Genomic DNA, 26,972 nt, shown 5'->3' with positions numbered 1-26,972 from the left:
CTGGCTTGCGGCTCGCGGATTCAGAGAACCGCTTTGGGGTACGAGCCCAGCACCTTCAGGGCAACGGCTTCGCTGTTGATCTTTTCCAGCACATCCTTGATCAGCGGGTCCTTGTAGTGGCCGACGAAGTCGATGAAGAACACGTAGGTCCACTTGCCGCTGCGCGACGGACGGGTCTCGATGCGGGTCAGGTCGATGCCGTTGGTGTGGAACGGCACGAGCAGCTCGTGCAGCGCGCCGGGCTTGTTGCGCATGGAGACGATAATGGAAGTCTTGTCGTCGCCGGTGGGCGGCACTTCCTGGTTGCCGATCATGAGGAAGCGCGTGGAGTTGTCCGGGCGGTCCTCGATCTTCTCATGCAGCTTGTCCAGGCCGTACAGGCTGGCCGCCATGTCGCCGGCAATCGCCGCACTGTTCCACTCGCTCTTCACCCGCTTGGCGGCGTCGGCGTTGCTGGAAACCGCCACGCGCTCGACGTTCGGGTAGTGCGCGTCCAGCCATTTGCGGCACTGGGCCAGGGACTGGGCGTGGGAGTAAATGCGGGTGATGTTGTTGGTCTTGGTGTTCTCGCCCACCAGCAGGTGGTGGTGGATACGCAGCTCCACCTCGCCGCAGATCACCAGGTCGTGCTCGAGGAAGCTGTCGAGGGTGTGGTTGACCGCCCCCTCGGTGGAGTTCTCCACCGGCACCACGCCGAAGTTCACCGCACCGGCGGCGACTTCGCGAAACACTTCGTCGATGGCCGCCATCGGCGTGCTGATCACCGCGTGGCCGAAGTGCTTGAGCGCCGCGGCCTGGGTAAAGGTGCCTTCCGGGCCGAGGTAGGCCACTTTCAGCGGCTGCTCCAGGGCCAGGCAGGAGGACATGATCTCGCGGAACAGACGAGCGACTTCCTCGTTGTCCAGCGGGCCCTTGTTCAGCTCCATGATGTGCTTGAGCACCCAGGCCTCTCGCTCGGGCCGGTAGAACACCGGCTTCTCGCCTTCGGGCAGGGAGGCCAACTTCACGCGCGCCACGTCGGTGGCGCAGCGGGCGCGTTCGCTGATCAGCTCGAGGATCTTTTCGTCGAGGCTGTCGATGCGTACGCGCAAAGCCTTGAGCTGGTCAGCGTCGCTCATCAGCCGTGCTCCTTCTCGAACTCGGCCATGTAGCCGACCAGGGCTTCGATGGCGTCCAGGCCCAGAGCGTTATAGATGGAGGCACGCATGCCGCCCACCGAACGGTGGCCCTTCAGGTTGAGCAGGCCACGTGCGTCGGCGCCGTCGAGGAAGGCCTTGTCGAGCTTCTCGTCAGCCAAGCGGAACGGTACGTTCATCCAGGAGCGAGCGCTGGGTTGGATCGGGTTGGTGTAGAAGTCGCTGCTATCGATGAAGCCGTACAGCATGTCCTTCTTCGCGCGGTTGCGCTGCTCCATGGCGTCGACGCCGCCCTGCTCCTTCAGCCACTGGAACACCAGGCCGGAGAGGTACCAGGAGTAGGTGGCGGGCGTGTTGTACATGGAGCCGTTATCGGCGGCGACCTTGTAGTTGAGCATGGTCGGGCAGATGCTGCGGGCACGGCCCAGCAGGTCTTCGCGAACGATGACGACCACAAGGCCGGACGGGCCGATGTTCTTCTGCGCGCCGGCGTAGATCAGGCCGAACTTCGACACATCGGTCGGGCGGGAAAGGATGTCCGAGGACATGTCCACCACCAGCGGGACGTCACCGACTTCCGGAATCCAGTCGAACTCCAGGCCACCGATGGTCTCGTTGGACGCGTAGTGCAGGTAGGCCGCGTCCTTGGTCAGGTTCCACTCGTTCTGACCAGGGATGGCGAAGTAGTCGTACTTGGATGCGCTGGCAGCGACATTGACGTTGCCGTAGCGACGAGCCTCTTCGATGGCCTTCTTCGACCAGATACCGGTTTCCACGTAGTCCGCCACGCCGTCTTCGGGCAGCAGGTTCAGCGGAATCTCGGCAAACTGCTGGCTGGCGCCGCCCTGCAGGAACAGCACCTTGTAGTTCGACGGCACGCCCATCAGGTCGCGCAGGTCCTGTTCGGCCTTCTCGGCGATGGCCACGTAGTCGTCGCTACGATGGCTCATCTCCATGACCGACAGGCCCTTGCCCTGCCAATCCAGCAGTTCGGCGCGGGCGCGCTCCAGCACCTCGGTGGGAAGCGCCGCGGGACCGGCGCAGAAGTTAAAGGCTCGCTTGCTCACATCCACTCTCGCTATCAGTCTTCGCTGGCTTGCGGGGCTTCTTCAGCCGCGGCTTCGCCTGCTTCTTGGTTCTCGTCCAGTACTTCACCGTCGACGATCTCGCCTTCGATCGCTTCGCCGTCGATCTCGTCGTCTTCAACAACGGTAGGCTCCTGCACCCGCTCCAGGCCCACGACGGTCTCGTCGGCAGCCAGCTTGATGAGGATCACGCCCTGGGTGTTACGGCCAGCGCCGCGGACTTCGTCGACACGGGTACGCACCAGGGTGCCCTGGTCGGAGATCAGCATGATCTCCTCGCCGTCCAGCACCTGCACGGCGCCTACCAGGTTGCCGTTACGTTCGTTGATCACCATGGCGATGACGCCCTGGCCACCACGGCCGCGGCGCGGATAGTCGGCCAGCGGGGTGCGCTTGCCATAACCACGTTCGGAGGCGCTGAGAATCTGCGCTTCGCGGGATTCGGGGATCAGCATGGAAATGATGCGCTGACCTTCGACCAGGCGCATGCCGCGCACACCACGGGCGTTACGACCCATGATGCGCACCTTGCTTTCCTTGAAGCGGATCACCTTGCCGGCGTTGGAGAACATCATCACGTCCTTCGAACCGTCGGTGATGGCGGCGGCGATCAGCGAGTCGCCCTCTTCCAGCTTCAGCGCGATCAGGCCGTTGGAGCGCGGCTTGGTGAACTGGATCAACGGGGTCTTCTTCACGGTGCCTTTCATGGTGGCCATGAAGATGTAGGCGCCGGTCGGCTCGTCCTGGCTGAAGTCAGCATCGTCGCCCTCTTCACCCTCTTCGGCTTCCACCACTTCGGCGACCTGCTCGGCAACCACGTCGTCGTCATCGCCTTCTTCACCGGCAAACTGGGCACGCACGGCTTCGAGGTCGATCTGCAGCATCGCGGTGATGCGCTCGCCTTCGTCCAGCGGCAGCAGGTTCACCAGCGGACGGCCACGGGCAGTACGCGAGGCTTCCGGAATCTCGAAGGTGCGCAGCCAGTAAACCTTGCCCTTGCTGGAGAACAGCAGGAGGGTGGCATGGCTGTTGGCGACCAGAAGGTGCTCGATATAGTCCTCGTCCTTCACGCCACTGGCGGACTTGCCCTTGCCACCGCGACGCTGGGCCTCGTAGGCGGCCAGCGGCTGGGACTTGGCGTAGCCGCCGTGGGAGATGGTCACCACGCGCTCTTCTTCGGTGATCAGGTCGGCGATGGTCAGGTCCATCTGCGACGCGACGATCTCGGTACGGCGGGCATCGCCGAACTCGGCCTTGACCTTCTCCAGTTCCTCGCGGATGACTTCCATCAGGCGCTCGGGGTTGGTCAGGATGCGGATCAGCTCGCCGATCAGGGTGAGGATTTCCTGGTACTCGGACAGGAGCTTCTCGTGCTCCAGGCCGGTCAGGCGGTGCAGGCGCAGTTCCAGAATGGCCTGGGCCTGTTCCGGCGACAGGTAGTACTTGCCTTCGCGCAGACCATACTGCTCGTCCAGGTCTTCCGGACGGCAGGAGTCGGCACCGGCGCGCTCGACCATGGCTTCCACGGCGCTGGATTCCCAGGCGGTGGCGATCAGGCGCTCCTTGGCCTCGGCCGGAGTCGGCGAGGTCTTGATCAGCTCGATCACCGGGTCGATGTTCGACAGGGCGACGGCCTGGCCTTCGAGGATGTGGCCGCGCTCGCGAGCCTTGCGCAGCTCGTAGACGGTGCGGCGGGTCACCACTTCACGGCGGTGACGGATGAAGACCTCAAGCATGTCCTTGAGGTTCATCGTACGCGGCTGGCCGTCAACCAGGGCCACCACGTTGATGCCGAAGACGCTCTGCAACTGGGTCTGGGCGTAGAGGTTGTTCAGCACGACCTCGCCCACTTCGCCGCGGCGCAGCTCGATGACCACGCGCATGCCGTCCTTGTCGGACTCGTCGCGCAGCTCGGTGATGCCTTCGATCTTCTTCTCTTTCACCAGCTCGGCGATCTTCTCGATCAGGCGGGCCTTGTTCAGCTGGTAGGGCAGCTCGGTGATGATGATCTGCTGGCGATTGCCGCCCTTCTCCATGTCCTCGATGGTGGCGCGGGCACGGATATAAATGCGGCCACGACCGGTGCGATAGGCTTCGATGATGCCCGCACGGCCGTTGATGATGCCCGCAGTCGGGAAGTCCGGACCGGGGATGTACTGCATCAGGTCATCGATGGACAGCTCGGGGTTGTCCATCAGCGCCAGGCAGCCGTCGATCACCTCGGTGAGGTTGTGCGGCGGGATGTTGGTCGCCATGCCCACGGCGATACCGCTGGAACCGTTGACCAGCAGGTTCGGGATCTTGGTCGGCATGACCGCCGGGATCTGCTCGGTGCCGTCGTAGTTGGGCACCCAGTCGACGGTTTCCTTGTCCAGGTCCGCCAGCAGCTCATGGGCCAGCTTGGACATGCGCACTTCGGTGTATCGCATGGCCGCGGCGTTGTCGCCGTCCACCGAACCGAAGTTGCCCTGGCCGTCGACCAGCATGTAGCGCAGCGAGAAGGGCTGGGCCATGCGGACGATGGTGTCGTACACCGCGGTGTCGCCGTGCGGGTGGTACTTACCGATCACGTCACCGACGACACGGGCGGACTTCTTGTAGGGCTTGTTCCAGTCGTTGCCCAGTTCGCTCATGGCGTACAGGACGCGGCGGTGCACGGGCTTCAAGCCATCGCGTGCATCGGGCAGGGCACGACCGACGATCACGCTCATGGCGTAATCGAGGTAGGACTGTCGGAGTTCGTCTTCGATGTTGACCGGGAGGATTTCTTTGGCCAGTTCGCCCATGAGAAGCCTGGTTCCTTTTTCAAATGGGTCTCCGTCATGCCCGTCCTGGGCCTGGCGGAGCGCGGTGCGCCATCAAAGCGCCACCGACTCTCTACAAATCAACGACTTGGCCGTTGATCCGCGATGCTGTGGGGGCCGTAAAAATGCCCCATCAAGAACCGTCGGAGCTTACCACAAGCCAGGGTCAAACCCTACCCTCGCCCAAGCCCCTCGATGAATTGCCGCAGGCCCCGTCAATGCAGGCGCTTGCGGCTCATCAGTTGGGCCATCCGCTCGGCGTCCGGACGCTCGACAACACCGCGCTCGGTCACGATGGCATCGATCAGGTCGGCAGGAGTCACATCGAACACCGGATTGAAGGTCTCGACGTCAGCGGCAATGCGTTTGCCGCCAATTTCCAGGAGTTCGCGACCGTCGCGCTCCTCGATCGGGATGTCCTCGCCGCTTTCCAGACCCATGTCGATGGTCGAACTGGGCGCTACCACCATGAAGCGCACACCGTGGTGCATGGCGGTGACAGCGAGCTGATAAGTGCCGATCTTGTTGGCAACGTCGCCGTTCGCAGTGATGCGATCTGCACCCACGATGACCCAGGTAATGCTTTCGGTCTTCATCAAGTGCGCGGCAGCCGCATCCACATTGAGAGTGACCGGAACGCCCTCGTTGGCCAGCTCCCACGCGGTCAGACGGGCGCCCTGCAACCAGGGACGGGTCTCGTCGGCATACACGCGCTCGATCAGCCCTTCCAGGTGCGCTGCACGCAACACGCCCAGCGCAGTGCCGAAGCCGCCGGTGGCCAGGGCGCCGGTGTTGCAGTGGGTGAGGATCTTCTGCGGGCCGCCGTGGTGCTTGCGAATCAGGTCCACCCCCAACTGGGCCATGGTCAGGTTCGCCTCGCGGTCGCTTTCATGGATCGCCACGGCCTCGGCCTCCATCAGCGGCAGCGGGTCTTCACCCGGTTTCAGACGCTCCAGGCGATCGCGCATGCGGTTCAGCGCCCAGAACAGGTTGACCGCGGTCGGCCGCGACTCGGCCAGCACGCTGAAGTCCTGTTCCAGCGCCGCGCGCCAATCGCCACCGGCGGCCACGCGGGCGCGCAGGCCCAGCACCAGCCCGTAGGCGGCGGCGATACCGATGGCCGGCGCACCGCGCACCACCATCTGGCGGATGGCATCGGCTACGCCTTCGGCAGTCTCGTAGGACAGCCAGGTTTCTTCCAGCGGCAGCAGGCGCTGGTCCAGCAGTCGGAGTGTGCCCTTGCGCCAATCAATGGCCGTGACCCGTTCGGCCGCCAACAGTCGCTCACGCATGGAACACCTCTTCAATTCGAATGGAATCGCGGGCCCAACCCGGCCCCCTGGACATTGCCCCGCCCAGGCGGGGAAAACGGCCGAGTATACCGAGCCTGCGGCGGTGGCGCTCGGCTATACTCCGGCCCTTTATCAACGCGCCCAGGATGCGCTTCATGCCCACCGCCAAAGTCCCGCTCGACCTGCTGCTCTTCCCCACCTGGATCGTCCCCGTGGAACCCGCCGGCATCGTCCTGCGTGACCACGGCCTGGGCATCCGCGACGGACGCATTGCCCTGCTCGCACCGCGCGCCGAAGCACTACGCCATCCGGCGACGGAAACCCGCGAGCTGCCGGGCATGCTGCTCTCCCCCGGCCTGATCAACGCCCACGGCCACGCGGCGATGAGCCTGTTCCGCGGCCTGGCGGACGATCTCGCGCTGATGACCTGGCTGCAGGAGCACATCTGGCCAGCAGAGGCCAAGTGGGTCGGTGAGGACTTCGTCCGCGACGGCACGGAGCTGGCCATCGCCGAGCAGCTCAAGGGCGGCATCATCTGCTTCTCGGACATGTACTTCTTCCCGCAGGTCGCCTGCGAGGTAGTACACAAGGCCGGCGTTCGCGCACAGATCAGCGTGCCGGTGCTGGACTTCCCGGTGCCCGGCGCGCGCGATGCCGACGAGGCGATTCGCCAGGGCCTGGCGCTGCGCGACGACCTCAAGCACCACCCGCGCATCAAGGTGGCCTTTGGCCCGCACGCGCCGTACACGGTCAGCGACGACAAGCTGGAAAACATCCTGATGCTTGCCGAGGAACTGGACGCCGGCATTCATATGCACGTCCACGAGACCGCCTTCGAGGTCCAGCAGGCCGTGGAAAAGCATGGCGAGCGCCCGCTGGCTCGCCTGCACCGCCTGGGCCTGCTCGGCCCGCGCTTCCAGGCCGTGCACATGACCCAGGTGAATGAGGAAGACCTGGCCATGCTGGTGGAGACCAATAGCTCGGTGGTGCACTGCCCCGAGTCCAACCTCAAGCTGGCCAGCGGTTTCTGCCCGGTGGAGCGACTGTGGCAGGCCGGCGTCAACGTCGCCATCGGCACCGACGGCGCCGCCAGCAACAATGACCTGGACCTGCTCGGGGAAACTCGCACCGCCGCCCTGCTGGCCAAGGCCGTGGCCGGCCAGGCCACCGCACTGGACGCCCATCGCGCCCTGCGCATGGCCACCCTCAACGGCGCCCGCGCCCTGGGCATGGAGCAGGAAACCGGCAGCCTGGAACTGGGCAAGTCTGCCGATATCACCGCCTTCGACCTCTCGGGCCTCGCCCAGCAGCCGGTGTACGAGCCGGTCTCCCAGCTCATCTATGCCAGCGGCCGCGACTGCGTGCGTCACGTCTGGGTCGGCGGCAAGCAACTGCTCGAAGACGGCAAGCTCACCCGCCTGGACGAAGAGCGCCTGATCGCCGTGGCCAGCGAGTGGGGCCAAAAGATCGCTGGCGTCCGATAGCCTACAGAGCCTGAAAGCCCCCTCTCCCCGAAGGGAGAGGGGGCTGTTCGGCGCTAATCGAGAATATGGGGTGTCCCTGATACACCAGGAAGAACACCCAACCTGAACATCACAGAGGACAACTCCCTCTCCCTTCGGAGCGGGGCGCGCAGCCAGGGCTGGGGAGAGGGTAACGCCTGGTGCCGATACCCCCACCGCCACGGCAAACCCCATTAAGTTCGCGCCGCTGCGACAATCTGTCATGCCGCGCCCCATCCATTCCACGAAGCTGGCATCATAGTCAGTCTTCGTTTCCAGCTTTTTGATCAATAGGGACCCCATGAGCAACGTCGACCACGCCGAGATCGCCAAATTCGAGGCCCTCGCCCACCGCTGGTGGGACCGCGAAAGCGAGTTCAAGCCCCTGCACGACATCAACCCGCTGCGGGTCAACTGGATCGACGAGCGCGTCAGCCTCGCCGGCAAGAAGGTGCTCGACGTCGGCTGCGGCGGCGGAATCCTCAGCGAAGCCATGGCCCAGCGCGGCGCCACCGTCACCGGCATCGACATGGGCGAAGCGCCGCTGGCCGTCGCCCAACTGCACCAGCTGGAATCCGGCGTACCGGTGGAGTATCGCCGCATCACCGCCGAGGAACTGGCCGAGGAAATGCCCGAGCAGTTCGACGTGGTGACCTGCCTGGAAATGCTCGAGCACGTGCCGGACCCGGCCTCGGTCATCCGCGCCTGTTACAAGATGGTCAAACCCGGCGGCCAGGTGTTCTTCTCCACCATCAACCGCAACCCGAAGGCCTACCTCCTCGCCATCGTCGGCGCGGAATACGTGATGCGCCTGCTGCCGCGCGGCACCCACGACTTCAAGAAGTTCATCCGCCCCTCCGAACTGGGCGCCTGGTCGCGTGATGCGGGCCTGGCGGTCAAGGACATCATCGGTCTGACCTACAACCCGCTGACCAAGCACTACAAGCTGGCCAACGACGTCGACGTCAACTACATGATCCAGACCCTGCGCGAGGAGTGAATCGCATGCTCAGAGCGGTTCTCTTCGACATGGACGGCACCCTGCTGGATACCGCGCCGGACTTCATCGCCGTCTGCCAGGCAATGCTCAAAGCCCATGGCCGCGAGCCGATCGACGACCAGCGCATCCAGGACGTGGTGTCCGGCGGCGCCCGCGCCATGGTCGCCGCGACCTTCAACATGGACCCGGAAGCCCCTGGCTTCGAGACCCTGCGCCAGGAGTTCCTCGACCGCTACCAGGAGCACTGCGCCGTCCTCACCCGCCCGTACGAGGGCATGCCGGAGCTGCTGGAGAGCATCGAACGCTCGCGCCTGATCTGGGGCGTGGTGACCAACAAGCCGGTACGCTTCGCCGCGCCGATCATGGAGCAACTCGGCCTGGCCGAACGCTCGCAGGTGCTGGTCTGCCCGGACCACGTCACCAAAAGCAAGCCGGACCCGGAAATGCTTCTGCTGGCCTGCAGCCAACTGAAAGTCGACCCGTCCGAAGTGCTGTTCATCGGTGACGACCTGCGCGACATCGAATCCGGCCGCGCCGCCGGGACCAAGACCGCGGCTGTGCGCTACGGCTACATCCACCCGGACGACAACCCCGCGCACTGGGGCGCCGACGTCATCGTCGACCATCCCCGCGACCTGCTCGCCGTCCTCGACCGCGCCCTCTGCTCCTGCTGAGCCGAACCTCGCGAGCCCGTCCATGCGCTGACGGGCTCCGCCTAGGAGAAACCATGTTCGACTATTCCGCCCGCCCCGACCTGCTCAAGGGCCGCGTGATCCTGGTGACCGGCGCTGGCCGCGGTATCGGCCGGGCCGCCTCGCTCGCCTTCGCCGCCCACGGCGCCACCGTGCTGCTGCTGGGCAAGACCGAGGACTTCCTCAACGAGGTCTATGACCTGATCGTCGCCGCCGGCCATCCGGAACCCGTGGTGATCCCGCTGAACCTCGAAACCACGTTGCCCCACCAGTACGACGAACTGGCGGCCATGATCGAGAAAGAGTTCGGCAAGATCGACGGCCTGCTGCACAACGCCTCGATCCTCGGCGTGCGCTCACCCATCGAGCAGATTTCCACCGATAACTTCACCCGCGTCATGCAGGTGAACGTCAACGCCATGTTCAGCCTCACTCACACCCTGCTGCCGCTGCTCAAGCTCTCCGAGGATGCCTCGGTGGTCTTCACCTCCAGCAGCGTCGGCCGCAAGGGCCGCGCCTATTGGGGTGCCTACGCGGTGTCGAAGTTCGCCACCGAGGGTCTGATGCAGGTGCTGGCGGACGAGTGCGAGGACATCACCAGCGTGCGCGCCAACAGCGTCAACCCTGGCGCCACCCGGACCGCCATGCGCGCCCACGCCTATCCGGGCGAGAACGCCTACAACAACCCGGCGCCGGAAGAGATCATGCCGATCTACCTGTACCTCATGGGCCCGGACAGCAAGGGTGTGAACGGCCAGGCCTTCAACGCCCAGGACTGATTCCGACCTGAAGATTCGGTACTGACGTACCAGCGGCGTCGACCTGCAGCCCAGCAACGACGCCGCTTCCCGCCAATTTTCCGGCTCCGCCGCTCGCCGCCCTCCGGCAAAGTGCCACTATTTCGCCAGACTTCTGGCGAAACCTTGATCCCCTCGGGAACCCTGACCGCCATCGGTCGGTCAATACGGCGTCTTTTCAGGCCTTTCCGCGCCCTGGCACGGAAATCGCTCTACCCCTGCAAACGCCGTAAAAATGGTCACCGCCATGGTTCCTCCCAAGCAGTCCAACACCATCGATTTCGATGCTGCCAAGCTCCAGCGCGCAGCCAGCCAGGACATCCGCACACCTTCGCGGCGTCCGCTGGACCTGCTGGAACTGCGCCAGCAACTGAACCTGCAATTGCAGGTGAGCCTGGAGGCCGAGCGCATCCTGGCGGTGTTCTTCCGCGAGATCCAGCAGATGCTGCCGGTGGAATACATGGCCTACTGCCATGCCGGCGCCGACCTGCGCCTGGAGTTCGGCGAAGCGGCCCGGCACAGCGCCGACTACCGCCTGACCCACGCCAGCGAATACCTCGGTGAGATCAGCTTCCGCCGCGCCCGCCGCTTCTCCGAGGCAGAGCTGTCGCAGCTGGAATCGCTGATGGCCTGCCTGCTCTACCCGTTGCGCAACGCCCTGCTCTACCGCGCCGCCGTGCAATCGGCGCTGCGCGACGCGCTGACCGGCACCGGCAACCGCATCGCCATGGACCAGACTTTGGCCCGCGAGGTCGAGGTGGCGCGCCGCCATCTGCTGCCGCTGTCGATCCTCATGCTCGACCTCGACCACTTCAAGCAGATCAACGACGAACATGGCCACAGCGTCGGCGACGACGCCCTGCGCGCCGTCGCCACGGCGCTGAAGAACAGCCTGCGTAACGTCGATATGGTGTTCCGTTTCGGGGGAGAAGAATTTCTCGTGCTGCTCTCCAATACCCCCGGCGCTGCCGCCGTACAGGTAGGTGAACGGCTGCGCGCTGCCGTGGAAGAGCTGAACCTGGCCGCCGACGGCAAGCGCTTGCCGCTGTCCATCAGCCTGGGCTGCGCGACGCTCAACGGCGGCGAGTCGGTGGATGACCTGCTGCGCCGCGCCGACAGTGCCCTCTATGAGGCCAAGCGGGACGGCCGCAACCGGCTGGCCTGCGCCAGCTGATCCAGCGAGAGAGGCAACCCTGCAGGAGCGAGCTTGCTCGTGAAAGGGTTTCCCGGCAGCTCTGGCGTCAAGCGGGTTCGCGAGCAAGCTCGCTCCTACAGAAGACTTCCGGTAAATCGCAGGCAAGAAAAAGGGCTCCGAGGAGCCCTTTTCCATTTACCGCTGACGCTTAGCGCTTGAAGCCCGGACGCATGCCGTCGCCAGCAGCCTGCGGGCGGCGCTTGGCGATCGGCTTGCGCGCGACCGGCTTGCCGGGACGCTCGGCCAGCGGGGCGCCTTTTTCACGCGCCGGACGGTCGCTCGGAGCCTTGCGCGGCGCACGGTTCTCACCGGCATCGCTGCGCGGGCCACGGGCCGGACGATCAGCGCCGTCGCGCGGAGCACGAGCAGGACGATCACCACCAGCATCACGCGGTTTGCGCGGGGCGCGGCTATCGGCCGAATCGCTACGCGGGCCACGGGCCGGACGGTCACCGGCATCGCGCGGTGCGCGAGCGGGACGATCACCACCGGCGTCACGCGGCTTGCGCGGGGCGCGGCTGTCAGCGGAATCACTGCGCGGGCCACGAGCCGGACGATCACCGGCATCACGCGGAGCGCGGGCCGGACGGTCAGCGCTGTCGCGCGGTGCGCGCGCCGGACGCTCGTCGCTATCACGCGCAGCACGAGCCGGACGTTCACCGGCCGCCGGGCGCGGAGCACGCTGCGGACGCTCGCCTTCAACACGCTCGGTACGGGTACGCGAACCACGGCCCGGACGCTCGCTGGGCGCCAGCTTCTTGCCGAGCTTGCGCTCCTGGCGCTCGACCTTTTCCTTGGTCTTGGTGGAGACCGCCGGCAGGGCGACCGGCGTCAGGCCGACTTCCTCGCTGAGGATGTCCAGCTCGCGCTGGCCCATCTCGCGGTAGCGGCCCATGGTCAGCTCGGAGGTCAGGAAGACCGGTCCGAAGCGCACGCGCTTCAGGCGGCTGACCACCACGCCCTGGGATTCCCACAGGCGGCGGACTTCGCGGTTACGGCCTTCCATCACCACCACGTGGTACCAGTGGTTGAAGCCTTCGCCACCCGGCGCTTCCTGGATGTCGCTGAACTTGGCAGGGCCGTCTTCGAGCATCACGCCGGCTTTCAGGCGCTCGATCATCTCTTCGTCGACTTCACCGCGCACGCGCACGGCGTACTCGCGGTCCATCTCGTAGGACGGGTGCATCAGGCGGTTGGCCAGTTCGCCGTCGGTGGTGAACATCAGCAGACCGGTGGTGTTGATGTCCAGGCGGCCGACGTTGATCCAGCGGCCGCTGCGCAGGCGCGGCAGGCGGTCGAACACGGTCGGACGGCCTTCCGGATCGTCACGGGTGCAGACTTCGCCTTCGGGCTTGTTGTAGATCAGCACGCGGCGGACGTGCTCTTCGATCTTCTCGCGCTTGAGCAGGCGGTCATCGACGGCGATGGCATCGCGGTCGCCCACGCGCTGGCCAAGGGTGGCGACGGCGCCATTGACCTTGACCCGGCCCTCCTCGATCCAGGCTTCGACGTCGCGGCGCGAGCCCACGCCCATGCGGGCCAGGACCTTCTGCAGCTTCTCGCCTTCCGGAGCGGGGGTCAGTTCGGTGTTTTCGTGCTGGTCGTTCATCTCGGCACCTCCCGGTGTGTCGTGCAACGAAGAAAAAGGTCGCGCATCATACGCGCTTGTGCGCGGCAAAGCACCGCCCGCAGTCGGGAAAGACTAGTCGACTTACAGGGGAATGAAGCCATGCAGCACGAAGACGACTTCACCGGCGCCAAGCTCGCGCTGTTCCATGGGGGCCAACTGGTGGTCTACAAGCGCGACGACAAGCCCGGCATTCCCTATCCCGGCTGCTGGGACTTTCCCGGTGGCGGCCGCGAGGGAGAGGAAAGCCCGGCGCAATGCGCGCTACGCGAGCTGGAAGAGGAGTTCGGCCTGCGCCTGGGCGAGCAGCGCATCGAATGGCAACGCCGCTACCCTGCCACGCACGGCCCCGCGCCCTGGGCCTGGTTCCTGGTGGCGCGCCTGCAACAGGCGGAGTTCGAGGCCATCCGTTTTGGCGACGAAGGTCAGTACTGGCGGCTGATGCTCGTCAGCGAATACCTCGCCGAAGAACAAGCGGTGGGTTACCTGCAGGAACGCCTGCGGCATTTCCTCGCAGGGCGCATGGACATCGCCTGAATCCACGCGCCGAGCCGCTGATACGCATTTGAGCGGCCCATCTGAATCTGTTTCCTCTGCCCGCATTTTCCTAGATTGCCCGCTCACCGGAGCGCGCTGGATTCACAGTCCGTTGCGCGCCGGACGTTCTGTCACAAGCGGGAATCGAGCATGAACACGAGAAGCACGGAGCAGGCGTACAACTACAAGGTAGTCCGCCAATTCGCCATCATGACGGTGGTCTGGGGCGTCGTCGGCATGGCCATGGGGGTACTGATCGCCTCTCAACTGGTCTGGCCGCAACTGAACCTGGACCTGCCATGGACCAGTTTCGGGCGTCTGCGCCCGTTGCACACCAGCCTGGTGATCTTCGCCTTTGGTGGTTGCGCGCTGTTCGCCACCAGCTACTACACGGTGCAGCGCACCTGTCAGACGCGTCTGTTTTCCGACAGCCTCGCCGCCTTTACCTTCTGGGGCTGGCAGGCGCTGATCGTGGTGATGATGATCAGCTTGCCGCTGGGCTACACCACCACCAAGGAATACGCCGAGATCGAATTCACTGGCGCAGTGTGGATGGCCATCGTCTGGGTCGCCTACGCGGTGGTGTTCTTCGGCACGCTGATGAAGCGCAAGACACCGCACATTTATGTGGGCAACTGGTTCTTCGCCGCCTTCATCCTGGTGACGGCGATGCTGCACATCGTCAACCACCTGGCCATTCCGGTGGACTGGTTCAAGTCCTACCCGGTGTACTCCGGCGCCACCGACGCGATGGTGCAATGGTGGTACGGGCACAACGCGGTGGGCTTCTTCCTCACCACCGGCTTCCTCGGGATGATGTACTACTTCGTGCCCAAGCAGGCCGGGCGCCCGGTGTATTCCTACCGGCTGTCCATCGTGCACTTCTGGGCGCTGATCACCCTGTACATCTGGGCCGGCCCACACCACCTGCATTACACCGCCCTGCCCGACTGGGCACAGTCGCTGGGCATGGTGATGTCTCTGATTCTCCTGGCACCGAGCTGGGGCGGCATGATCAACGGCATGATGACCCTCTCCGGCGCCTGGCATAAGTTGCGTACCGATCCGATCCTGCGCTTCCTCGTGGTCTCGCTGGCGTTCTACGGCATGTCGACCTTCGAGGGCCCCATGATGGCGATCAAGACCGTCAATGCCCTGTCTCACTACACTGACTGGACCATCGGCCACGTCCATGCCGGCGCGCTGGGCTGGGTGGCGATGATCTCCATCGGCTCGCTCTATCACCTGATTCCCAAGGTTTTCGGTCGCGAACAGATGCACAGCATCGGTCTGATCAACGCACACTTCTGGCTGGCCACTATCGGCACGGTCCTGTACATCGCCTCGATGTGGGTCAACGGCATCACCCAGGGCCTGATGTGGCGGGCGGTGAACGCCGACGGCACGCTCACCTACTCCTTCGTCGAAGCGCTGCAGGCCAGCCACCCGGGCTTCGTGGTACGGATGACCGGCGGGCTGATGTTCCTCAGCGGCATGCTGCTGATGGCCTGGAACACCTGGGTGACCGTGCGCCAGGCGCGCCCGGAAGCCATGCGCGTCGCCGAGAGGATGGCCTGAGATGACGCTGTGGCTGGGGCTGGTCGGCCTGCTGGCGATGTACTTCGGTATCGGCTGGAGCCTGCGGGCGCACCGTCAGCGCGGTATCGAGGAGGCCAGCATGCTGCCTTTCGCCGATGACGAGGACGTGGCCAGACGCATGGAGAAAGCCACCGGGCGCAGCCGAACTGGCTGCGCCTGCCCCGGCCGCTGCCAAGGCGACTGCGAGCACTGGCGCGACTGGCAGCCCTAGTACGGCACTTTGCGGGCATGCCTGCGACAGAGCGCCACATCACCTCCATCAATTTTCATTAGCAAGCACATCAATTTCCCGGCGGCGGGCCCGAGGAGGAATATCACTCCCGTGCCCCGCCACCTGATGGACGCCTGAAGCATCGTCCCCTGTCCTGTCTGGACCCCAGGACAGACATCATCGATGCCAGTGCTCCCCGGTGGGGCTTTCAAACCCATTCAAGGGCCCCGCGGGCCCTCACCGAGCGTTTCACCGAGGGAATAAAGAATGAAGCTTGCCTCTGTCGTGTCGGCTGTCATCTCCAGCCTCGCCCCGATGGCTTTTGCCCAGGACGCAATCAAGAACCCCGGCGCCGATCTGCCGGCCACCGAATACCACTACGGCATGTCCCTGGACGTCGACAAGGTCCTGCACCGCACCGACAACTCCGGCAAGGTCGGCATCGTACCGGCATACATGGTCTATCAGGATCACGAGGGCCAGACCCACAAGGTGCGCTTCCTCGAATGGGGCGGCAGCACCAGCCAGGGCTGAGTCTCACGAATATCGCCCTCCGGCTGTCTTGGCCAAACCCCGCGAGCCAGTGGTGGCGGTCGGGGGGCGATCCTGGCTCCATCTTTTCGCGAGCAAGCTCGCTCCTACAGGTAGACGCTGGTGTGCTCTTTGTAGGAGCGAGTTTGCTCGCGAACCAACCTAAACGAAAAAGCGCGCCGATTGGCGCGCTTTTTCGTGCGTGGGCGGATCAGATTTCCACCTGCGTCCCCAGCTCGATCACCCGGTTCAGCGGCAGGTTGAAGTAGCGCAGGTTGCCGTTGGCGTTCTTCAGCAGGAAAGCGAACAGCGCCTCGCGCCAGCGCGCCATGCCGATCAGCTTGGATGGGATCACCGTCTCGCGACTGAGGAAATAGGTAGTACGCATCGGGCTGAAGTCCAACTCATTGAGGTGGCACAGCTTGAGCGCCTGCGGGATGTCCGGGTCTTCGATAAAGCCGAAGTGCAGCACCACGCGGAAGAAGCCTTCGCCGTAGGCATCCACCTCGAATCGGCGGTCCGGGGCAACCCGCGGACTGTCTTCGTTGACCACGGTGAGCAGCACGACCTGCTCATGCAGCACCTGGTTGTGCAAAAGGTTGTGCAACAACGCATGGGGCACGGCGTCGGTGCGCGCGGTGAGGAACACGGCGGTGCCCTGCACGCGGTGCGGCGGCTGCGAGCGGATGCTGGAAATAAACAGTGGCAGCGGCAGCGAGCCTTCGTCCAGACGATCCACCAGCAATTGGCGACCGCGCTTCCAGGTGGTCATCAGGATGAACAGGCCGATACCGGCGATCACCGGGAAGGCACCACCCTGGACGACCTTGGGCAGGTTGGCGGCGAAGAACAGAGTGTCGACGAACAGCATCATCAGGAAGAACGGAATCGCCAGCCACAGCGGCCACTTCCACATCAGCCAGACCACCACGCCCATCAGCAGCGTGGTCATCAGCATGGTGCCGGTCACCGCCACGCCGTAAGCCGAGGCCAGTGCGGCAGAGGACTCGAAGCCCAGCACCAGCAACACCACGCCGACCATCAGCGCCCAGTTGACCATGCCGATATAGATCTGCCCCTGCTCGTGGCTGGAGGTGTGCTGGATCACCATGCGCGGCACGTAGCCGAGCTGGATCGCCTGACGGGTCAGGGAGAAGGCACCGGAAATCACGGCCTGCGATGCAATCACCGTGGCCGCCGTGGACAGCGCCACCATGGGCACCAGCGCCCAGCCCGGCGCGGTCAGGTAGAACGGGTTACGCGCGGCTTCCGGGTTGACCAGGATAGTCGCACCCTGGCCGAAGTAGTTCAGCACCAGCGCCGGCAGCACCAGGGCAAACCAGGCACGGGCGATGGGTTTGCGGCCGAAGTGGCCCATGTCGGCGTACAGCGCTTCGGCGCCGGTCAGCGCCAGCACGGTGGCGCCGAGGATGGCCACGCCGATGCCCGGGTGGGAAATGAAGAAGTTGACGGCCCAGGCCGGGTTCATCGCCTTCAGCACTTCCGGCTGCTGCGACACGCCATAGGCCCCCAGCGCCGCCAGCGCCACGAACCACGCCACCATCACCGGCCCGAAGAGAATGCCGATACGCGCGGTGCCGTGCTTTTGTATGAGGAACAGTCCGACCAGCACGATCAGCGACAGCGGCACCACCCAGTGTTCCAGGCCGTCGAAGGCGATCTCCAGGCCCTCGATGGCCGAGAGCACCGAGATCGCCGGCGTGATCATGCTGTCGCCATAGAAAAGTGCCGCGCCGATCAGGCCGGCTATCACCACCATCGCCTGCAACCTGCGGCGTCCGGTGGCGGCGCGCCGGGCCAGCGCGGAGAGGGCCATCACCCCGCCCTCACCCTGGTTGTCAGCGCGCAGGACGAAGATCACGTACTTGATCGACACCACCCAGATCAGCGACCAGAAGATCAGCGAGAGCACGCCGAGTACACCGTCGTGGTTGGCCTGCACGCCATAGCCGCCGACGAAGACTTCCTTGAGGGTGTACAGCGGGCTGGTGCCGATATCGCCGTAGCAGACGCCCACGGCACCGACCATCAGGCCGACGGCGGAGCTGGAATGGGGCTGCTCATGCTCAACGGTGCCGGCGCTTGCATCGGACATGTAACAAAATTCCTCAAAAAAAATTCGGCGCATCCTGCTCCGACCCTTTCGTCGATGCAAGAGCCGGGTTCGAAGGTTCTGATTGACTATAGAGCCTGTTGCCCGGAATTACCGGGCAGACGGGGCTGTCCGGCGGCGTGCGACAGCTTGTCCCAGAGAGGCTGGTCAAGTGCGCGGGACGCCGCTAGAATTGCGCACTTTTTGATCAGAGGCGCCGCCAGCGCGCCCTTCGAGGTTAGCCGCACATGTCCACCGCCACACCCAAAGTAGGATTCGTCTCGCTCGGATGCCCGAAAGCGACCGTCGACTCCGAACGCATCCTCACCCAACTGCGCATGGAAGGGTACGAAATCGTCCCCACCTACCAGGACGCGGACGTGGTGGTGGTGAACACCTGCGGCTTCATCGACAGCGCCAAGGCCGAATCCCTGGACGCCATCGGCGAGGCCATCGCCGAGAACGGCAAGGTGATCGTCACCGGCTGCATGGGCGTCGCCGAAGACAGCATCCGTGACGTGCACCCCAGCGTGCTGGCCGTGACCGGCCCGCAGCAATACGAGCAAGTGGTCAATGCTGTCCACGAGGTGATCCCGCCCAAGGCCGAGCACAACCCGCTGATCGACCTCGTGCCGCCGCAGGGCATCAAGCTGACTCCGCGCCACTACGCCTACCTGAAGATTTCCGAAGGCTGCAACCACAGCTGCAGCTTCTGCATCATCCCGTCGATGCGCGGCAAGCTGGTCAGCCGCCCAGTCGGCGACGTGCTCAGCGAAGCCCAGCGCCTGGTAAAAGCCGGCGTGAAGGAACTGCTGGTCATCTCCCAGGACACCAGCGCCTACGGCGTCGACCTGAAGTACAAGATGGACTTCTGGGACGGCCAGCCGGTGAAGACCCGCATGCTGGAGCTGTGCCAGGCGCTCTCCTCCATGGGCGTGTGGGTGCGCCTGCACTACGTCTACCCGTACCCCAACGTTGACGACGTGATCCCGCTGATGGCCGAGGGCAAGCTGCTGCCCTACCTGGACATCCCCTTCCAGCACGCCAGCCCGAAAGTGCTGAAGTCCATGAAGCGCCCCGCCTTCGAGGACAAGACCCTGGCGCGCATCAAGAAGTGGCGCGAGATCTGCCCCGAGCTGACCATCCGCTCCACCTTCATCGTCGGCTTCCCCGGCGAGACCGAGGAAGACTTCCAGTACCTGCTCGACTGGCTGACCGAAGCCCAGCTCGACCGCGTCGGCTGCTTCCAGTACTCCCCGGTGGAGGGCGCCCCGGCCAACGACCTGGGCCTGGACGTAGTGCCGGACGACGTCAAACAGGACCGCTGGGAGCGCTTCATGGCGCACCAGCAGGCGATCTCCGCCGCCCGTCTGCAACTGAAGATCGGCAAGGAAATCGAAGTCCTGATCGACGAAGTGGACGATGAAGGCGCGGTCGGCCGCTCCTACGCCGACGCCCCGGAAATCGACGGTGCCGTCTACATCGACAGCTTCGACGTGAAGCCGGGCGACAAGGTGCGCGTACGCATCACCGACGCCGACGAGTACGACCTCTGGGCCGAACTGGTCTGATCCGCAAAAGCCCCGCTGATGCGGGGCTTTTCATTTCTGCTATTGGAAAGCCCATGACCAACAACGACGTACTGCGCAGCCTGCGCTACCTGCTGGACATCCGCGATGCCCAGGTTGCCGAGATCACCGCGCTGGCCGGCTTCAACGTCAGTGCCGAGGAAATCGGCGCCTTTCTCGCCCGCGACGACGAACCGGATTTCAAACCCTGCAGCGACCGCGTGCTGGCGCACTTCCTCGACGGCCTGATCGTGCATCGCCGGGGCCGCGACGAATCGCGCCCGCTGCCGCCGGTGGAACTGCCGCTGACCAACAACATCACCTTGAAGAAGCTGCGCGTGGCCTTCGAGTTGCGCGACGACGATATCCTCGCGATCCTCGACAGCGTCAGCTTCATCGTCACCAAGACTGAGCTGGGCGCACTGTTCCGCAAACCCGGCCACAACAACTACCGCCCGTGCGGCGACCAGTTGCTGCGCAACTTCCTCAAGGGCCTGACCCAGCGCCAGCAGCGCTGAGGCTGCCGTGCTCTATCGCCTCGCCGCCGACGCCGTCGTCCTGCTGCACCTGGGGTTCATCCTCTTCGTGCTGCTTGGCGGCGTTCTGCTGCTGCGCTGGCCGCGCCTGGCCTGGCTGCACGTGCCAGCAGCGGCCTGGGGCATGGCGGTGGAATTTCTCCACCTCTACTGCCCGCTCACCCCGCTGGAAAACCACTTCCGCGGCTTGGCCGGCGACAGCGGCTACAGTGGCGGCTTCGTCGAGCACTACCTGATCCCGCTGATCTACCCCGCCGGCCTGACCGAGGCGACCCAGGTCGTCCTCGGCCTTGTAGTGGTAGCGGTCAATCTGCCGCCGTACCTGCTTCTCCTGCATCGGGCGCTGCGTTCGCGCTGAGCGGCTTTCCGATAGGCAGATAGGCGAGGCTCGCCTCCTTGTTCTTTGCATGGCCCAAGCGCTGGCCGTTGTTGAGCGTCGATTCGATCAGCCGGTGATCCGCCGTCAGCCAGTTCAGCGGCTGCGTTCCCTCGTGTGTCACCTGGGAGATGATCAGGGTGCGCGCCGGATCCCACTCCTCGCCGGTGTTCTGGTGAAGCCAAGCGAACAGTGCCGCGCTGTCGCCCTGTGGATAACCGGAGTGGATATAGAGGAATGGGTGCGCCTGCTGCTCACCCTGCTTCTGCAGATAGATCGGCAGTCGCGCATCATCATCACCAAGGACCAGTACCCGCCACTGCGACCACGGCGCGGTCTGCTCCGCCGCCGCACGCACCTCCTTGGCAAACAGCGGAACCCCGCCCCCGCCATTGCTCCACGGGTAGGCCACCCCCAGCACCAACAGCATCACCACAGCGCCCGCCCCCACCAAGCGCGGCCAGAACCGCCCCAGCCCGACGAGCCCACGCTCATGCCGCGACTCGACTACCCACCAGGCCGCCAGCAACTGGGCGAACGGCACCAGCGGAAGCACGTAGTAACTGCGCCGGCCACCGCTGGCAGTGAAGAACGCAAACAGCAGCACCAGCGCCCAGACCAGCCAGCGCGCGTTGGGCTCCAGCTGCTTCCAGCGGCGCGCGGCGAACCACAGGCCGAGTACCCACAACGGCGCCCAGGGCAGCGTGTAGGCCGGCAGGTACAGCAGGTAGGTGTAGATCGGCCCCTCGTGGTCGAAAGGCTGGAAGAAGCGCACCACGTTCTCGCGGAACACCAGCGCCAGCCCGCTCTCGCCGTAGCTCGGCTGGCCATAGAAATGCGACAGCACGAAGGGAATCGCGTAGACCGCACCAGCCACCACCAGCGCCGCCAGCAACCGCAGGTTCAGGTGCCGGCGCCAGCGCCCGTCACTGAGCAGGTGCGGCAGCAGCACCAGACCCGGCAGGACGAAACCGATCAGCCCCTTGCACAGCGAAGTCAGCGACAGGATCAGAAAGAAGCCGAGGTAGCCGCGGAAGCGCGTGTCCTCCGGATCACGCCAATACCAGGCCAGCGCCGCCAGCACGCCAAACACGGTGAGCATGTCTGCCGTCGCCACCCGCGCCCAGAACAGGAAGTAAAAAGTGCTCGCCAGCAGCCAGCCGGCCAGCAACCCGGTGCCTTTGCGCAGCAGGCGCTCGCCCAGCCACCAGGTCAGCCACACGCTGCCCAACCCGGATAGCACGGTGCTGGCGCGCAGCGTCCAGTGGTTGAGGCCGAACAGGCTGGCCGGTGCGGTAATCAGCCAGTAGGACAGCAGCGGCTTGTCGTAATACGGCGCGCCGCGCAGATAGGGGTCGAAGTAATCGCCCGACTGCAGCATCTGCAGGGAGATATCCGCCCAGCGCACTTCCGGCCCCCAGACTTCGCGTGCCCATAACCCGGTCACCATCAGCACCAGCGTGGCAACCATCAGCAGCAACAGCGCTTTGCGATCTTTGCTCCAACCCTGCATTACCCGGCCCCCGGCCTCTCGAATGTGCGCGGGACACTAGGGCAGCGATGGTTATGCGCAGGTTAAGAAAATGCAGCCGTCGCGTAATGCGCCGCCATTTGCCGACTGGATAGTGCTCGGAGCCCCCCGACGATCCCGCTAGGGTGACGCGAAAACCCAGCCAGGAGAGGCTCATGCACCCGTACTTTTCCCTTGCAGGCAAGACCGCACTGGTCACCGGCGGCACCCGTGGCATCGGCCGAATGATCGCCCAGGGCCTGCTTGAAGCCGGCGCCAAAGTGATCATCTGCGCCCGCGACGGCGCTGCCTGCGCCGACACCGCCGCCGAGCTGTCGCAGTACGGCGAATGCATCGGCCTGCCGGCCAACCTCGCCACCGAGGAAGGCGCCCGCGTGCTGGCCGCCGATCTCACCGAACGCCTGGACCACCTCGACATCCTGGTGAACAACGCCGGCACCACCTGGGGCGCACCGCTGGAAAGCTACCCGGCCTCGGGCTGGGAGAAGGTCATGCAGCTCAACGTCACCGCCGTGTTCAGCTGCATCCAGCAACTGCTGCCGCTGTTGAAGAAGGCCGGCAACGCGCAGAGCCCGGCGCGGGTGATCAACATCGGCTCGGTGGCCGGCGTCACCGCCCACGGCGAGAGCGCCTACGCCTACGGCCCGAGCAAGGCCGCGCTGCACCAGCTGTCGCGCATGCTCGCCCGCGAACTGGTGAACGACCACATCAACGTCAACGTCATCGCTCCCGGCCGCTTCCCCAGCAAGATGACCCGCCACATCGCCAACGATGAGCAGGCCATGGCCGAGGATACTGCCGTTATCCCCATGCGCCGCTGGGGCCGCGAGGAAGAGATGTCCGCCCTGGCCATCAGCCTGGCGAGCGCCGCCGGTGCCTACATGACCGGCAACATCATCCCCATCGACGGCGGCTTCCACCTCGGCTGAAGCGCGTAATCGGGTACCATGGCGGCCCCTGCAACCGCTTGTGCCGCCATGTCCCACACCGTCTCGCCCATCGGCTACGTCCGCTCCTGCTTCAAGGAGAAGTTCGCCATTCCGCGCCAGCCGCAACTGGCTCCGGCCGCGACCGGTGTACTGGAACTGCTGCCGCCATTCGACACAGGCGACGCGGTGGCGGGCCTGGAGCAGGTCAGCCACGTCTGGCTGATCTTCCTCTTCCACCAGGCGCTGGAAGACAAGCCACGGCTGAAGGTGCGCCCACCGCGCCTGGGCGGCAACCAGTCGATGGGCGTGTTCGCCACCCGCGCCACCCACCGGCCCAACGGCCTCGGCCAATCCGTAGTGAAACTGGAGAAAGTCGAGCCCGGCCGCCTCTGGCTGTCCGGCATCGATCTGCTGGACGGCACTCCGGTCATCGACATCAAGCCCTACGTGCCCTACGCCGACATAGTCGCGGACGCACGCAACGCCATCGCCGACGCGCCGCCCGCCCCCATTGCCGTGCACTGGAGTGACGAAGCCCTGCGCCAGGCCCATGAGCACGGCCTGCGCCTCGGCCAGCCGGTGCGTGAACTGGTCGAGCAATGCCTCGCCCAGGACCCGCGCCCGGCCTATCAGAAGCCGCCGCCGGAACGCCGCTATGGCGTGCGCCTGTGGGATCTCGATGTGCACTGGCACTACCCCGCCGACGGCGAGATCCGCGTGCTGGATCTGCAGCGCGCCGCCGACTGAGACCTGCCTCAGTCCACTGGGTTGAGGGCGATCACGTCGCTCTCGAAACACTCCTGCTCGACGATCAGCGGCTCTACCAGCGGACGGCTGTCGCGGAAATGTGCGGTCTGCGTGTGGGCTTCGTAAGCCGCATCATCGCGGTAGATCTCGTAGAGATAGATCACGTCCGGATCGAGGCGGTCCTGTGACACATCGAAGACCAGGCAACCAGGCTCGCTGGACACGGAAGCGGCGGCATTGGCCTTGATGGCGTGCAGGAAATCCTCGGCGCTGCCGGGTTTTACGCGTGTCTTGATGAACAGGCTGTACACAGGGCGTTCCTTTTGTTTTAAATTTGAAATCAAATTGTATACAAAAAAGGAACCGCGTCCATGTCCGATCTCCCTGCCCGCCCCGGCCGCCTCAACGGCCTGCGCCACCTCGCCCTGCTGGTGCCAAACCTGGAAGAGTGCGAGCGCTTCTATGTCGACGTGCTCGGCATGGAAGTGCTGAACCGCGCCAACGAGGACCTGGTGTACCTCACCTGCGGCAACGACAACCTCTCGCTGGGACGCGGCTTTGGCGCCGCCAATGGGCTACAGACCATGGATCACTACGGCTTCGTGGTGGACAGCGTGGAAGAGCTGGAAGCCTGGTACCAGTACTTCAAGGCTCGCGGCGTGACACTGCTGGACCGCCCCTTCGACCATGGCGACGGCGCGCGCAGTTTCCATCTGCTGGACCCGGCGGGGAACAAGGTGCAGCCGCTGTATCATCCGGCGGTGTCGGGGCAGCGGCTGGCCTGACGTCCTTATAGGAAAAACTGTGTCCCCCGGACTCCGCGCCTTGGCTTTCCCTCCCCCCAGCCCTCTCCCTGAAGGGAGAGGGTGAGCGGCCCTTGATCTCGTAGGAGCGAGCTTGCTCGCGAATGGAGGACGCACCGCGCCTTACAGGTTCGCGAGCAAGCTCGCTCCTACAAAAAGCGGACTGGCGATCAGAGTCACTGGCCTTGGTCGACCCTCTCAGAACGGGTCGCTCACCCGGGTCAGCCCCAGGGGCTTTTGATCCTGTAGGAGCGAGCTTGCTCGCGAACGGAGGACGCACCGTGCCTTACAGGTTCGCGAGCAAGCTCGCTCCTACAGAGGGCCGCGGCTCGGGGCAGAAAGCCAGGCATAAAAAACGCCGCGATCCCAAAGGAATCGCGGCGTTTTTCGACTCAATCGTCAGACGCTGCTGACTGCTCGGCTTACTTCTCGACGAAAGCACGCTCGATCAGGTAATCGCCCGGCTCGCCCATGCGCGGGGAGATCTGCAGGCCGAAGCTGTTCAGCACTTCGCTGGTCTCGTCGAGCATGCTCGGGCTGCCACAGATCATGGCGCGGTCGTCCTGCGGGTTCATCGGCGGCAGGCCGATGTCAGCGAACAGCTTGCCGCTGCGCATCAGGTCGGTCTGACGACCCATGCTGTGGAATTCCTCGCGGGTCACCAGCGGGCAATAGATCAGCTTCTCTTTCACCATGTCGCCGAAGTACTCGTGCTCCGGCAGGACCTTGGTGATGAAGTCCGCGTAGGCCAGCTCGCTGACCCAGCGTACGCCGTGGACCAGGATGACCTTCTCGAAGCGCTCGTAGACTTCCGGGTCCTGGATGACCGACAGGAACGGCGCCATGCCAGTGCCGGTGCTCAGCAGGTACAGGTGCTTGCCGGGCTTGAGGTCGTCCAGCACCAGGGTGCCGGTGGGCTTGCGGCTGACCATCAGCTCGTCGCCTTCCTTCAGGTGCTGCAGACGCGAAGTCAGCGGACCGTCCGGGACCTTGATGCTGAAGAATTCCAGGTGCTCTTCGTAGTTCGGGCTGGCGATGCTGTACGCGCGCATCAGCGGACGACCGTTGACTTCCAGGCCGATCATCACGAACTGACCAGTCTTGAAGCGCAGACCCGGGTTACGGGTGGTCTTGAAGCTGAAGAGGGTGTCGTTCCAGTGGTGCACGCTGAGAACGCGCTCGGTGTACAGGTTGCTCATCAAGGACTCCTAGGAGAAACGTGGCGCACCCCAGCAAATCCCGGACGTAGCGCAATTGCGCGACATTTTATAGGCGGCGACAATATCCGCAAAATAAATTATCTGGATATTGCTAATCCAAAACACAGATAAGCCCGCATCATGTCGCCGCAAAAGGATACCTTCCGGGCATTCCTGCGCCGGGGCGACGAAATGTCGCGCAGCCTTTTCGGAGTCCTCTCCCATGAAATTCACCCTGCGCCAGCTCGAAGTCTTCGTCGCCGTCGCTCAGCAGGAAAGCGTCTCGCGCGCGGCTGAAGCCCTGTCGATGTCGCAGTCGGCGACCAGCACCTCTCTGGGTGAACTGGAGCGGCAGTTCGACTGCAAGTTGTTCGATCGCTCCGGCAAGCGCCTGACCCTCAACGCCCTCGGCCGCCAATTGCTGCCCCAGGCAGTGGCCCTGCTCGACCGCGGCAGCGAGATCGAGAACATGCTCAACGGCAAGAGCGCCTTCGGCTCGCTGGACCTGGGCGCCACCCTGACCATCGGCAACTACCTGGCGACCTTGCTGATCGGCACCTTCATGCAGCGCCAGCCCGACTGCCGGGTGCGCCTGCATGTGCACAACACCGCCCACGTGGTGCAGCGCGTGGCGCATTACGAACTGGACCTGGGGCTGATCGAAGGCGACTGCCAGCACCCGGACATCGAGGTGCAGCCGTGGATGGAAGACGAACTGGTGGTGTTCTGCGCGCCGCAGCACCCGCTCGCCCGTGAGGGCCGCGCGAGCCTGGAGCGGCTGACGGAGGAAGCGTGGATCCTGCGGGAACAGGGATCGGGCACGCGGCTGACCTTCGACCAGGCCATGCGACACCACGTGGAGCCGCTGAACGTGCGGCTGGAGCTGGAACACACCGAGGCGATCAAGCGCGCCGTGGAATCGGGGTTGGGGATCGGCTGCATTTCGCGTCTGGCCCTGCGCGATGCCTTCCGCCGTGGCAGTCTGGTACCGGTGGAAACCCCGGACCTGGACCTGCGCCGGCAGTTCTACTTCATCTGGCATCGGCAGAAGTACCAGACCGCGACCATGCGCGAGTTCCTGGAGCTGTGCCGCAGCGAAACCGCCGGGGTGACGCGCAGCGACGATATCGTCCTGCCGATGATTCCCTGAGTTGAGCTTTTA

25 protein-coding genes are annotated in these 26,972 nt (G+C 64.8%); 16 read left to right on the top strand and 9 right to left on the bottom strand.

Going from position 1 to position 26,972, the window contains the following annotated elements; genetic code table 11:
• Positions 1 to 20: 20 nt before the first annotated feature.
• The 4 genes from pheA to mtnA all read right to left on the bottom strand — a co-directional run bounded on the left by pheA (position 21) and on the right by mtnA (position 6,317).
• Positions 21 to 1,118, bottom strand: coding sequence for a prephenate dehydratase (gene pheA / locus ACNFH5_RS16715; RefSeq protein ID WP_416747774.1), 1,098 nt, complete (start codon positions 1,116 to 1,118; stop codon positions 21 to 23).
• Complete coding sequence (serC, locus tag ACNFH5_RS16710) at positions 1,118 to 2,203, bottom strand: 3-phosphoserine/phosphohydroxythreonine transaminase (RefSeq protein WP_416747772.1); 1,086 nt, start codon at positions 2,201 to 2,203, stop codon at positions 1,118 to 1,120. The genes pheA and serC overlap by 1 nt, the downstream gene beginning before the upstream one ends.
• A gap of 14 nt (positions 2,204 to 2,217) precedes the next feature.
• Positions 2,218 to 5,007: a DNA gyrase subunit A gene (gene gyrA / locus ACNFH5_RS16705; RefSeq protein WP_416747770.1), complete on the bottom strand. Its 2,790-nt coding sequence runs from the start codon at positions 5,005 to 5,007 to the stop codon at positions 2,218 to 2,220.
• Between the two features lie 233 nt (positions 5,008 to 5,240).
• A complete protein-coding gene (mtnA, locus tag ACNFH5_RS16700) occupies positions 5,241 to 6,317 on the bottom strand; it encodes an S-methyl-5-thioribose-1-phosphate isomerase (protein ID WP_416747768.1) in 1,077 nt (358 codons plus the stop codon).
• A gap of 155 nt (positions 6,318 to 6,472) precedes the next feature.
• Between mtnA and ACNFH5_RS16695 the strand changes: the two genes are divergently transcribed.
• The 5 genes from ACNFH5_RS16695 to ACNFH5_RS16675 all read left to right on the top strand — a co-directional run bounded on the left by ACNFH5_RS16695 (position 6,473) and on the right by ACNFH5_RS16675 (position 11,482).
• A complete protein-coding gene (locus tag ACNFH5_RS16695; RefSeq protein WP_416747767.1) occupies positions 6,473 to 7,801 on the top strand; it encodes a TRZ/ATZ family hydrolase in 1,329 nt (442 codons plus the stop codon).
• 319 nt (positions 7,802 to 8,120) lie between these two features.
• Positions 8,121 to 8,819: a bifunctional 2-polyprenyl-6-hydroxyphenol methylase/3-demethylubiquinol 3-O-methyltransferase UbiG gene (gene ubiG, locus ACNFH5_RS16690; RefSeq protein ID WP_416747765.1), complete on the top strand. Its 699-nt coding sequence runs from the start codon at positions 8,121 to 8,123 to the stop codon at positions 8,817 to 8,819.
• Positions 8,816 to 9,493 carry an N-acetylmuramic acid 6-phosphate phosphatase MupP gene (gene mupP, locus ACNFH5_RS16685; protein ID WP_416747763.1) on the top strand — a complete coding sequence of 226 codons (678 nt, stop codon included), beginning with the start codon at positions 8,816 to 8,818 and terminating at the stop codon, positions 9,491 to 9,493. Before ubiG ends, mupP begins: the two co-directional genes overlap by 4 nt.
• A 53-nt stretch (positions 9,494 to 9,546) precedes the next feature.
• Entirely contained in the window at positions 9,547 to 10,290 is a 744-nt protein-coding gene (locus ACNFH5_RS16680) for a YciK family oxidoreductase (protein ID WP_416747761.1), read from the top strand.
• A gap of 265 nt (positions 10,291 to 10,555) precedes the next feature.
• Complete coding sequence (locus tag ACNFH5_RS16675) at positions 10,556 to 11,482, top strand: GGDEF domain-containing protein (RefSeq protein ID WP_416747759.1); 927 nt, start codon at positions 10,556 to 10,558, stop codon at positions 11,480 to 11,482.
• A gap of 169 nt (positions 11,483 to 11,651) precedes the next feature.
• Here ACNFH5_RS16675 and rluB read toward each other — a convergent pair whose 3' ends face one another.
• Positions 11,652 to 13,112, bottom strand: coding sequence for a 23S rRNA pseudouridine(2605) synthase RluB (gene rluB / locus ACNFH5_RS16670; protein ID WP_416747757.1), 1,461 nt, complete (start codon positions 13,110 to 13,112; stop codon positions 11,652 to 11,654).
• A gap of 120 nt (positions 13,113 to 13,232) precedes the next feature.
• Here rluB and ACNFH5_RS16665 point away from each other — a divergent pair, with 120 nt between their 5' ends.
• From ACNFH5_RS16665 to ACNFH5_RS16650, 4 genes are all read left to right on the top strand, one after another.
• Complete coding sequence (locus ACNFH5_RS16665) at positions 13,233 to 13,667, top strand: NUDIX hydrolase (RefSeq protein WP_416747755.1); 435 nt, start codon at positions 13,233 to 13,235, stop codon at positions 13,665 to 13,667.
• A 150-nt stretch (positions 13,668 to 13,817) separates the two neighbouring features.
• On the top strand, positions 13,818 to 15,245 hold the full coding sequence (gene ccoN, locus ACNFH5_RS16660) for a cytochrome-c oxidase, cbb3-type subunit I (RefSeq protein ID WP_205339689.1): 1,428 nt from the start codon (positions 13,818 to 13,820) through the stop codon (positions 15,243 to 15,245).
• Between the two features lies 1 nt (position 15,246).
• The gene (locus ACNFH5_RS16655) at positions 15,247 to 15,477 is read left to right on the top strand and encodes a cbb3-type cytochrome c oxidase subunit 3 (protein WP_416747752.1); all 231 of its coding nucleotides are present in this window, start codon (positions 15,247 to 15,249) and stop codon (positions 15,475 to 15,477) included.
• Between the two features lie 267 nt (positions 15,478 to 15,744).
• A complete protein-coding gene (locus ACNFH5_RS16650; protein WP_236173051.1) occupies positions 15,745 to 16,011 on the top strand; it encodes a DUF2790 domain-containing protein in 267 nt (88 codons plus the stop codon).
• Between the two features lie 208 nt (positions 16,012 to 16,219).
• Here the strand turns inward: ACNFH5_RS16650 and ACNFH5_RS16645 are convergent, their stop codons facing one another.
• A complete protein-coding gene (locus tag ACNFH5_RS16645) occupies positions 16,220 to 18,124 on the bottom strand; it encodes a potassium transporter Kup (protein ID WP_416747750.1) in 1,905 nt (634 codons plus the stop codon).
• Between the two features lie 245 nt (positions 18,125 to 18,369).
• Between ACNFH5_RS16645 and rimO the strand changes: the two genes are divergently transcribed.
• From rimO to ACNFH5_RS16630, 3 genes are read left to right on the top strand one after another with little or no spacing between them, the layout of a single operon-like run.
• Positions 18,370 to 19,692, top strand: a complete 1,323-nt coding sequence (rimO, locus tag ACNFH5_RS16640) for a 30S ribosomal protein S12 methylthiotransferase RimO (RefSeq protein WP_416747748.1) — start codon at positions 18,370 to 18,372, stop codon at positions 19,690 to 19,692.
• 53 nt (positions 19,693 to 19,745) lie between these two features.
• The gene (locus ACNFH5_RS16635; protein ID WP_045210051.1) at positions 19,746 to 20,207 is read left to right on the top strand and encodes a DUF1456 family protein; all 462 of its coding nucleotides are present in this window, start codon (positions 19,746 to 19,748) and stop codon (positions 20,205 to 20,207) included.
• Positions 20,208 to 20,214: 7 nt separating this feature from the next.
• The gene (locus tag ACNFH5_RS16630) at positions 20,215 to 20,583 is read left to right on the top strand and encodes a DUF2784 domain-containing protein (RefSeq protein WP_416747746.1); all 369 of its coding nucleotides are present in this window, start codon (positions 20,215 to 20,217) and stop codon (positions 20,581 to 20,583) included.
• Here the strand turns inward: ACNFH5_RS16630 and ACNFH5_RS16625 are convergent.
• A complete protein-coding gene (locus ACNFH5_RS16625) occupies positions 20,531 to 22,114 on the bottom strand; it encodes an ArnT family glycosyltransferase (protein WP_416747744.1) in 1,584 nt (527 codons plus the stop codon). The two genes, ACNFH5_RS16630 and ACNFH5_RS16625, sit on opposite strands and share 53 nt — an antisense overlap.
• 173 nt (positions 22,115 to 22,287) lie before the next feature.
• On the opposite strand from ACNFH5_RS16625, the gene ACNFH5_RS16620 reads away from it, so the two are divergent.
• Together ACNFH5_RS16620 and tsaA are read left to right on the top strand one after the other, a co-directional pair.
• The gene (locus ACNFH5_RS16620; protein WP_416747742.1) at positions 22,288 to 23,061 is read left to right on the top strand and encodes an SDR family oxidoreductase; all 774 of its coding nucleotides are present in this window, start codon (positions 22,288 to 22,290) and stop codon (positions 23,059 to 23,061) included.
• A 48-nt stretch (positions 23,062 to 23,109) separates the two neighbouring features.
• Complete coding sequence (gene tsaA / locus ACNFH5_RS16615) at positions 23,110 to 23,808, top strand: tRNA (N6-threonylcarbamoyladenosine(37)-N6)-methyltransferase TrmO (RefSeq protein WP_416747740.1); 699 nt, start codon at positions 23,110 to 23,112, stop codon at positions 23,806 to 23,808.
• An 8-nt stretch (positions 23,809 to 23,816) separates the two neighbouring features.
• On the opposite strand, the gene ACNFH5_RS16610 is transcribed toward tsaA, so the two are convergent.
• Positions 23,817 to 24,119, bottom strand: coding sequence for a putative quinol monooxygenase (locus ACNFH5_RS16610; protein ID WP_138212700.1), 303 nt, complete (start codon positions 24,117 to 24,119; stop codon positions 23,817 to 23,819).
• Positions 24,120 to 24,179: 60 nt separating this feature from the next.
• On the opposite strand from ACNFH5_RS16610, the gene ACNFH5_RS16605 reads away from it, so the two are divergent.
• Positions 24,180 to 24,593 (top strand): VOC family protein, encoded by a 414-nt coding sequence (locus ACNFH5_RS16605; RefSeq protein WP_169940869.1) that lies wholly within the window; start codon positions 24,180 to 24,182, stop codon positions 24,591 to 24,593.
• Positions 24,594 to 25,033: 440 nt separating this feature from the next.
• On the opposite strand, the gene fpr is transcribed toward ACNFH5_RS16605, so the two are convergent.
• Positions 25,034 to 25,810, bottom strand: a complete 777-nt coding sequence (gene fpr / locus ACNFH5_RS16600) for a ferredoxin-NADP reductase (RefSeq protein WP_017517998.1) — start codon at positions 25,808 to 25,810, stop codon at positions 25,034 to 25,036.
• Positions 25,811 to 26,033: 223 nt separating this feature from the next.
• Between fpr and ACNFH5_RS16595 the strand changes: the two genes are divergently transcribed.
• Positions 26,034 to 26,960 carry a LysR family transcriptional regulator gene (locus ACNFH5_RS16595; RefSeq protein ID WP_081517925.1) on the top strand — a complete coding sequence of 309 codons (927 nt, stop codon included), beginning with the start codon at positions 26,034 to 26,036 and terminating at the stop codon, positions 26,958 to 26,960.
• The last annotated feature ends 12 nt before the right edge of the window (positions 26,961 to 26,972 follow it).

This window comes from Pseudomonas sp. NY15435, assembly GCF_048068295.1.
Lineage (GTDB): Bacteria > Pseudomonadota > Gammaproteobacteria > Pseudomonadales > Pseudomonadaceae > Pseudomonas.
This window is presented reverse-complemented; position numbering and strand designations above follow the sequence as displayed.

Coding starts and splice junctions, on each gene's coding strand:
- pheA (WP_416747774.1), bottom strand. CDS start 1,118: ATGAGCGACGCTGACCAGCTCAAGGCTTTGCGCGTACGCATCGACAGC.
- gyrA (WP_416747770.1), bottom strand. CDS start 5,007: ATGGGCGAACTGGCCAAAGAAATCCTCCCGGTCAACATCGAAGACGAA.
- mtnA (WP_416747768.1), bottom strand. CDS start 6,317: ATGCGTGAGCGACTGTTGGCGGCCGAACGGGTCACGGCCATTGATTGG.
- ACNFH5_RS16695 (WP_416747767.1), top strand. CDS start 6,473: ATGCCCACCGCCAAAGTCCCGCTCGACCTGCTGCTCTTCCCCACCTGG.
- ubiG (WP_416747765.1), top strand. CDS start 8,121: ATGAGCAACGTCGACCACGCCGAGATCGCCAAATTCGAGGCCCTCGCC.
- ACNFH5_RS16680 (WP_416747761.1), top strand. CDS start 9,547: ATGTTCGACTATTCCGCCCGCCCCGACCTGCTCAAGGGCCGCGTGATC.
- ACNFH5_RS16675 (WP_416747759.1), top strand. CDS start 10,556: ATGGTTCCTCCCAAGCAGTCCAACACCATCGATTTCGATGCTGCCAAG.
- rluB (WP_416747757.1), bottom strand. CDS start 13,112: ATGAACGACCAGCACGAAAACACCGAACTGACCCCCGCTCCGGAAGGC.
- ACNFH5_RS16665 (WP_416747755.1), top strand. CDS start 13,233: ATGCAGCACGAAGACGACTTCACCGGCGCCAAGCTCGCGCTGTTCCAT.
- ccoN (WP_205339689.1), top strand. CDS start 13,818: ATGAACACGAGAAGCACGGAGCAGGCGTACAACTACAAGGTAGTCCGC.
- ACNFH5_RS16655 (WP_416747752.1), top strand. CDS start 15,247: ATGACGCTGTGGCTGGGGCTGGTCGGCCTGCTGGCGATGTACTTCGGT.
- ACNFH5_RS16650 (WP_236173051.1), top strand. CDS start 15,745: ATGAAGCTTGCCTCTGTCGTGTCGGCTGTCATCTCCAGCCTCGCCCCG.
- ACNFH5_RS16645 (WP_416747750.1), bottom strand. CDS start 18,124: ATGTCCGATGCAAGCGCCGGCACCGTTGAGCATGAGCAGCCCCATTCC.
- rimO (WP_416747748.1), top strand. CDS start 18,370: ATGTCCACCGCCACACCCAAAGTAGGATTCGTCTCGCTCGGATGCCCG.
- ACNFH5_RS16635 (WP_045210051.1), top strand. CDS start 19,746: ATGACCAACAACGACGTACTGCGCAGCCTGCGCTACCTGCTGGACATC.
- ACNFH5_RS16625 (WP_416747744.1), bottom strand. CDS start 22,114: ATGCAGGGTTGGAGCAAAGATCGCAAAGCGCTGTTGCTGCTGATGGTT.
- ACNFH5_RS16620 (WP_416747742.1), top strand. CDS start 22,288: ATGCACCCGTACTTTTCCCTTGCAGGCAAGACCGCACTGGTCACCGGC.
- tsaA (WP_416747740.1), top strand. CDS start 23,110: ATGTCCCACACCGTCTCGCCCATCGGCTACGTCCGCTCCTGCTTCAAG.
- ACNFH5_RS16605 (WP_169940869.1), top strand. CDS start 24,180: ATGTCCGATCTCCCTGCCCGCCCCGGCCGCCTCAACGGCCTGCGCCAC.
- fpr (WP_017517998.1), bottom strand. CDS start 25,810: ATGAGCAACCTGTACACCGAGCGCGTTCTCAGCGTGCACCACTGGAAC.
- ACNFH5_RS16595 (WP_081517925.1), top strand. CDS start 26,034: ATGAAATTCACCCTGCGCCAGCTCGAAGTCTTCGTCGCCGTCGCTCAG.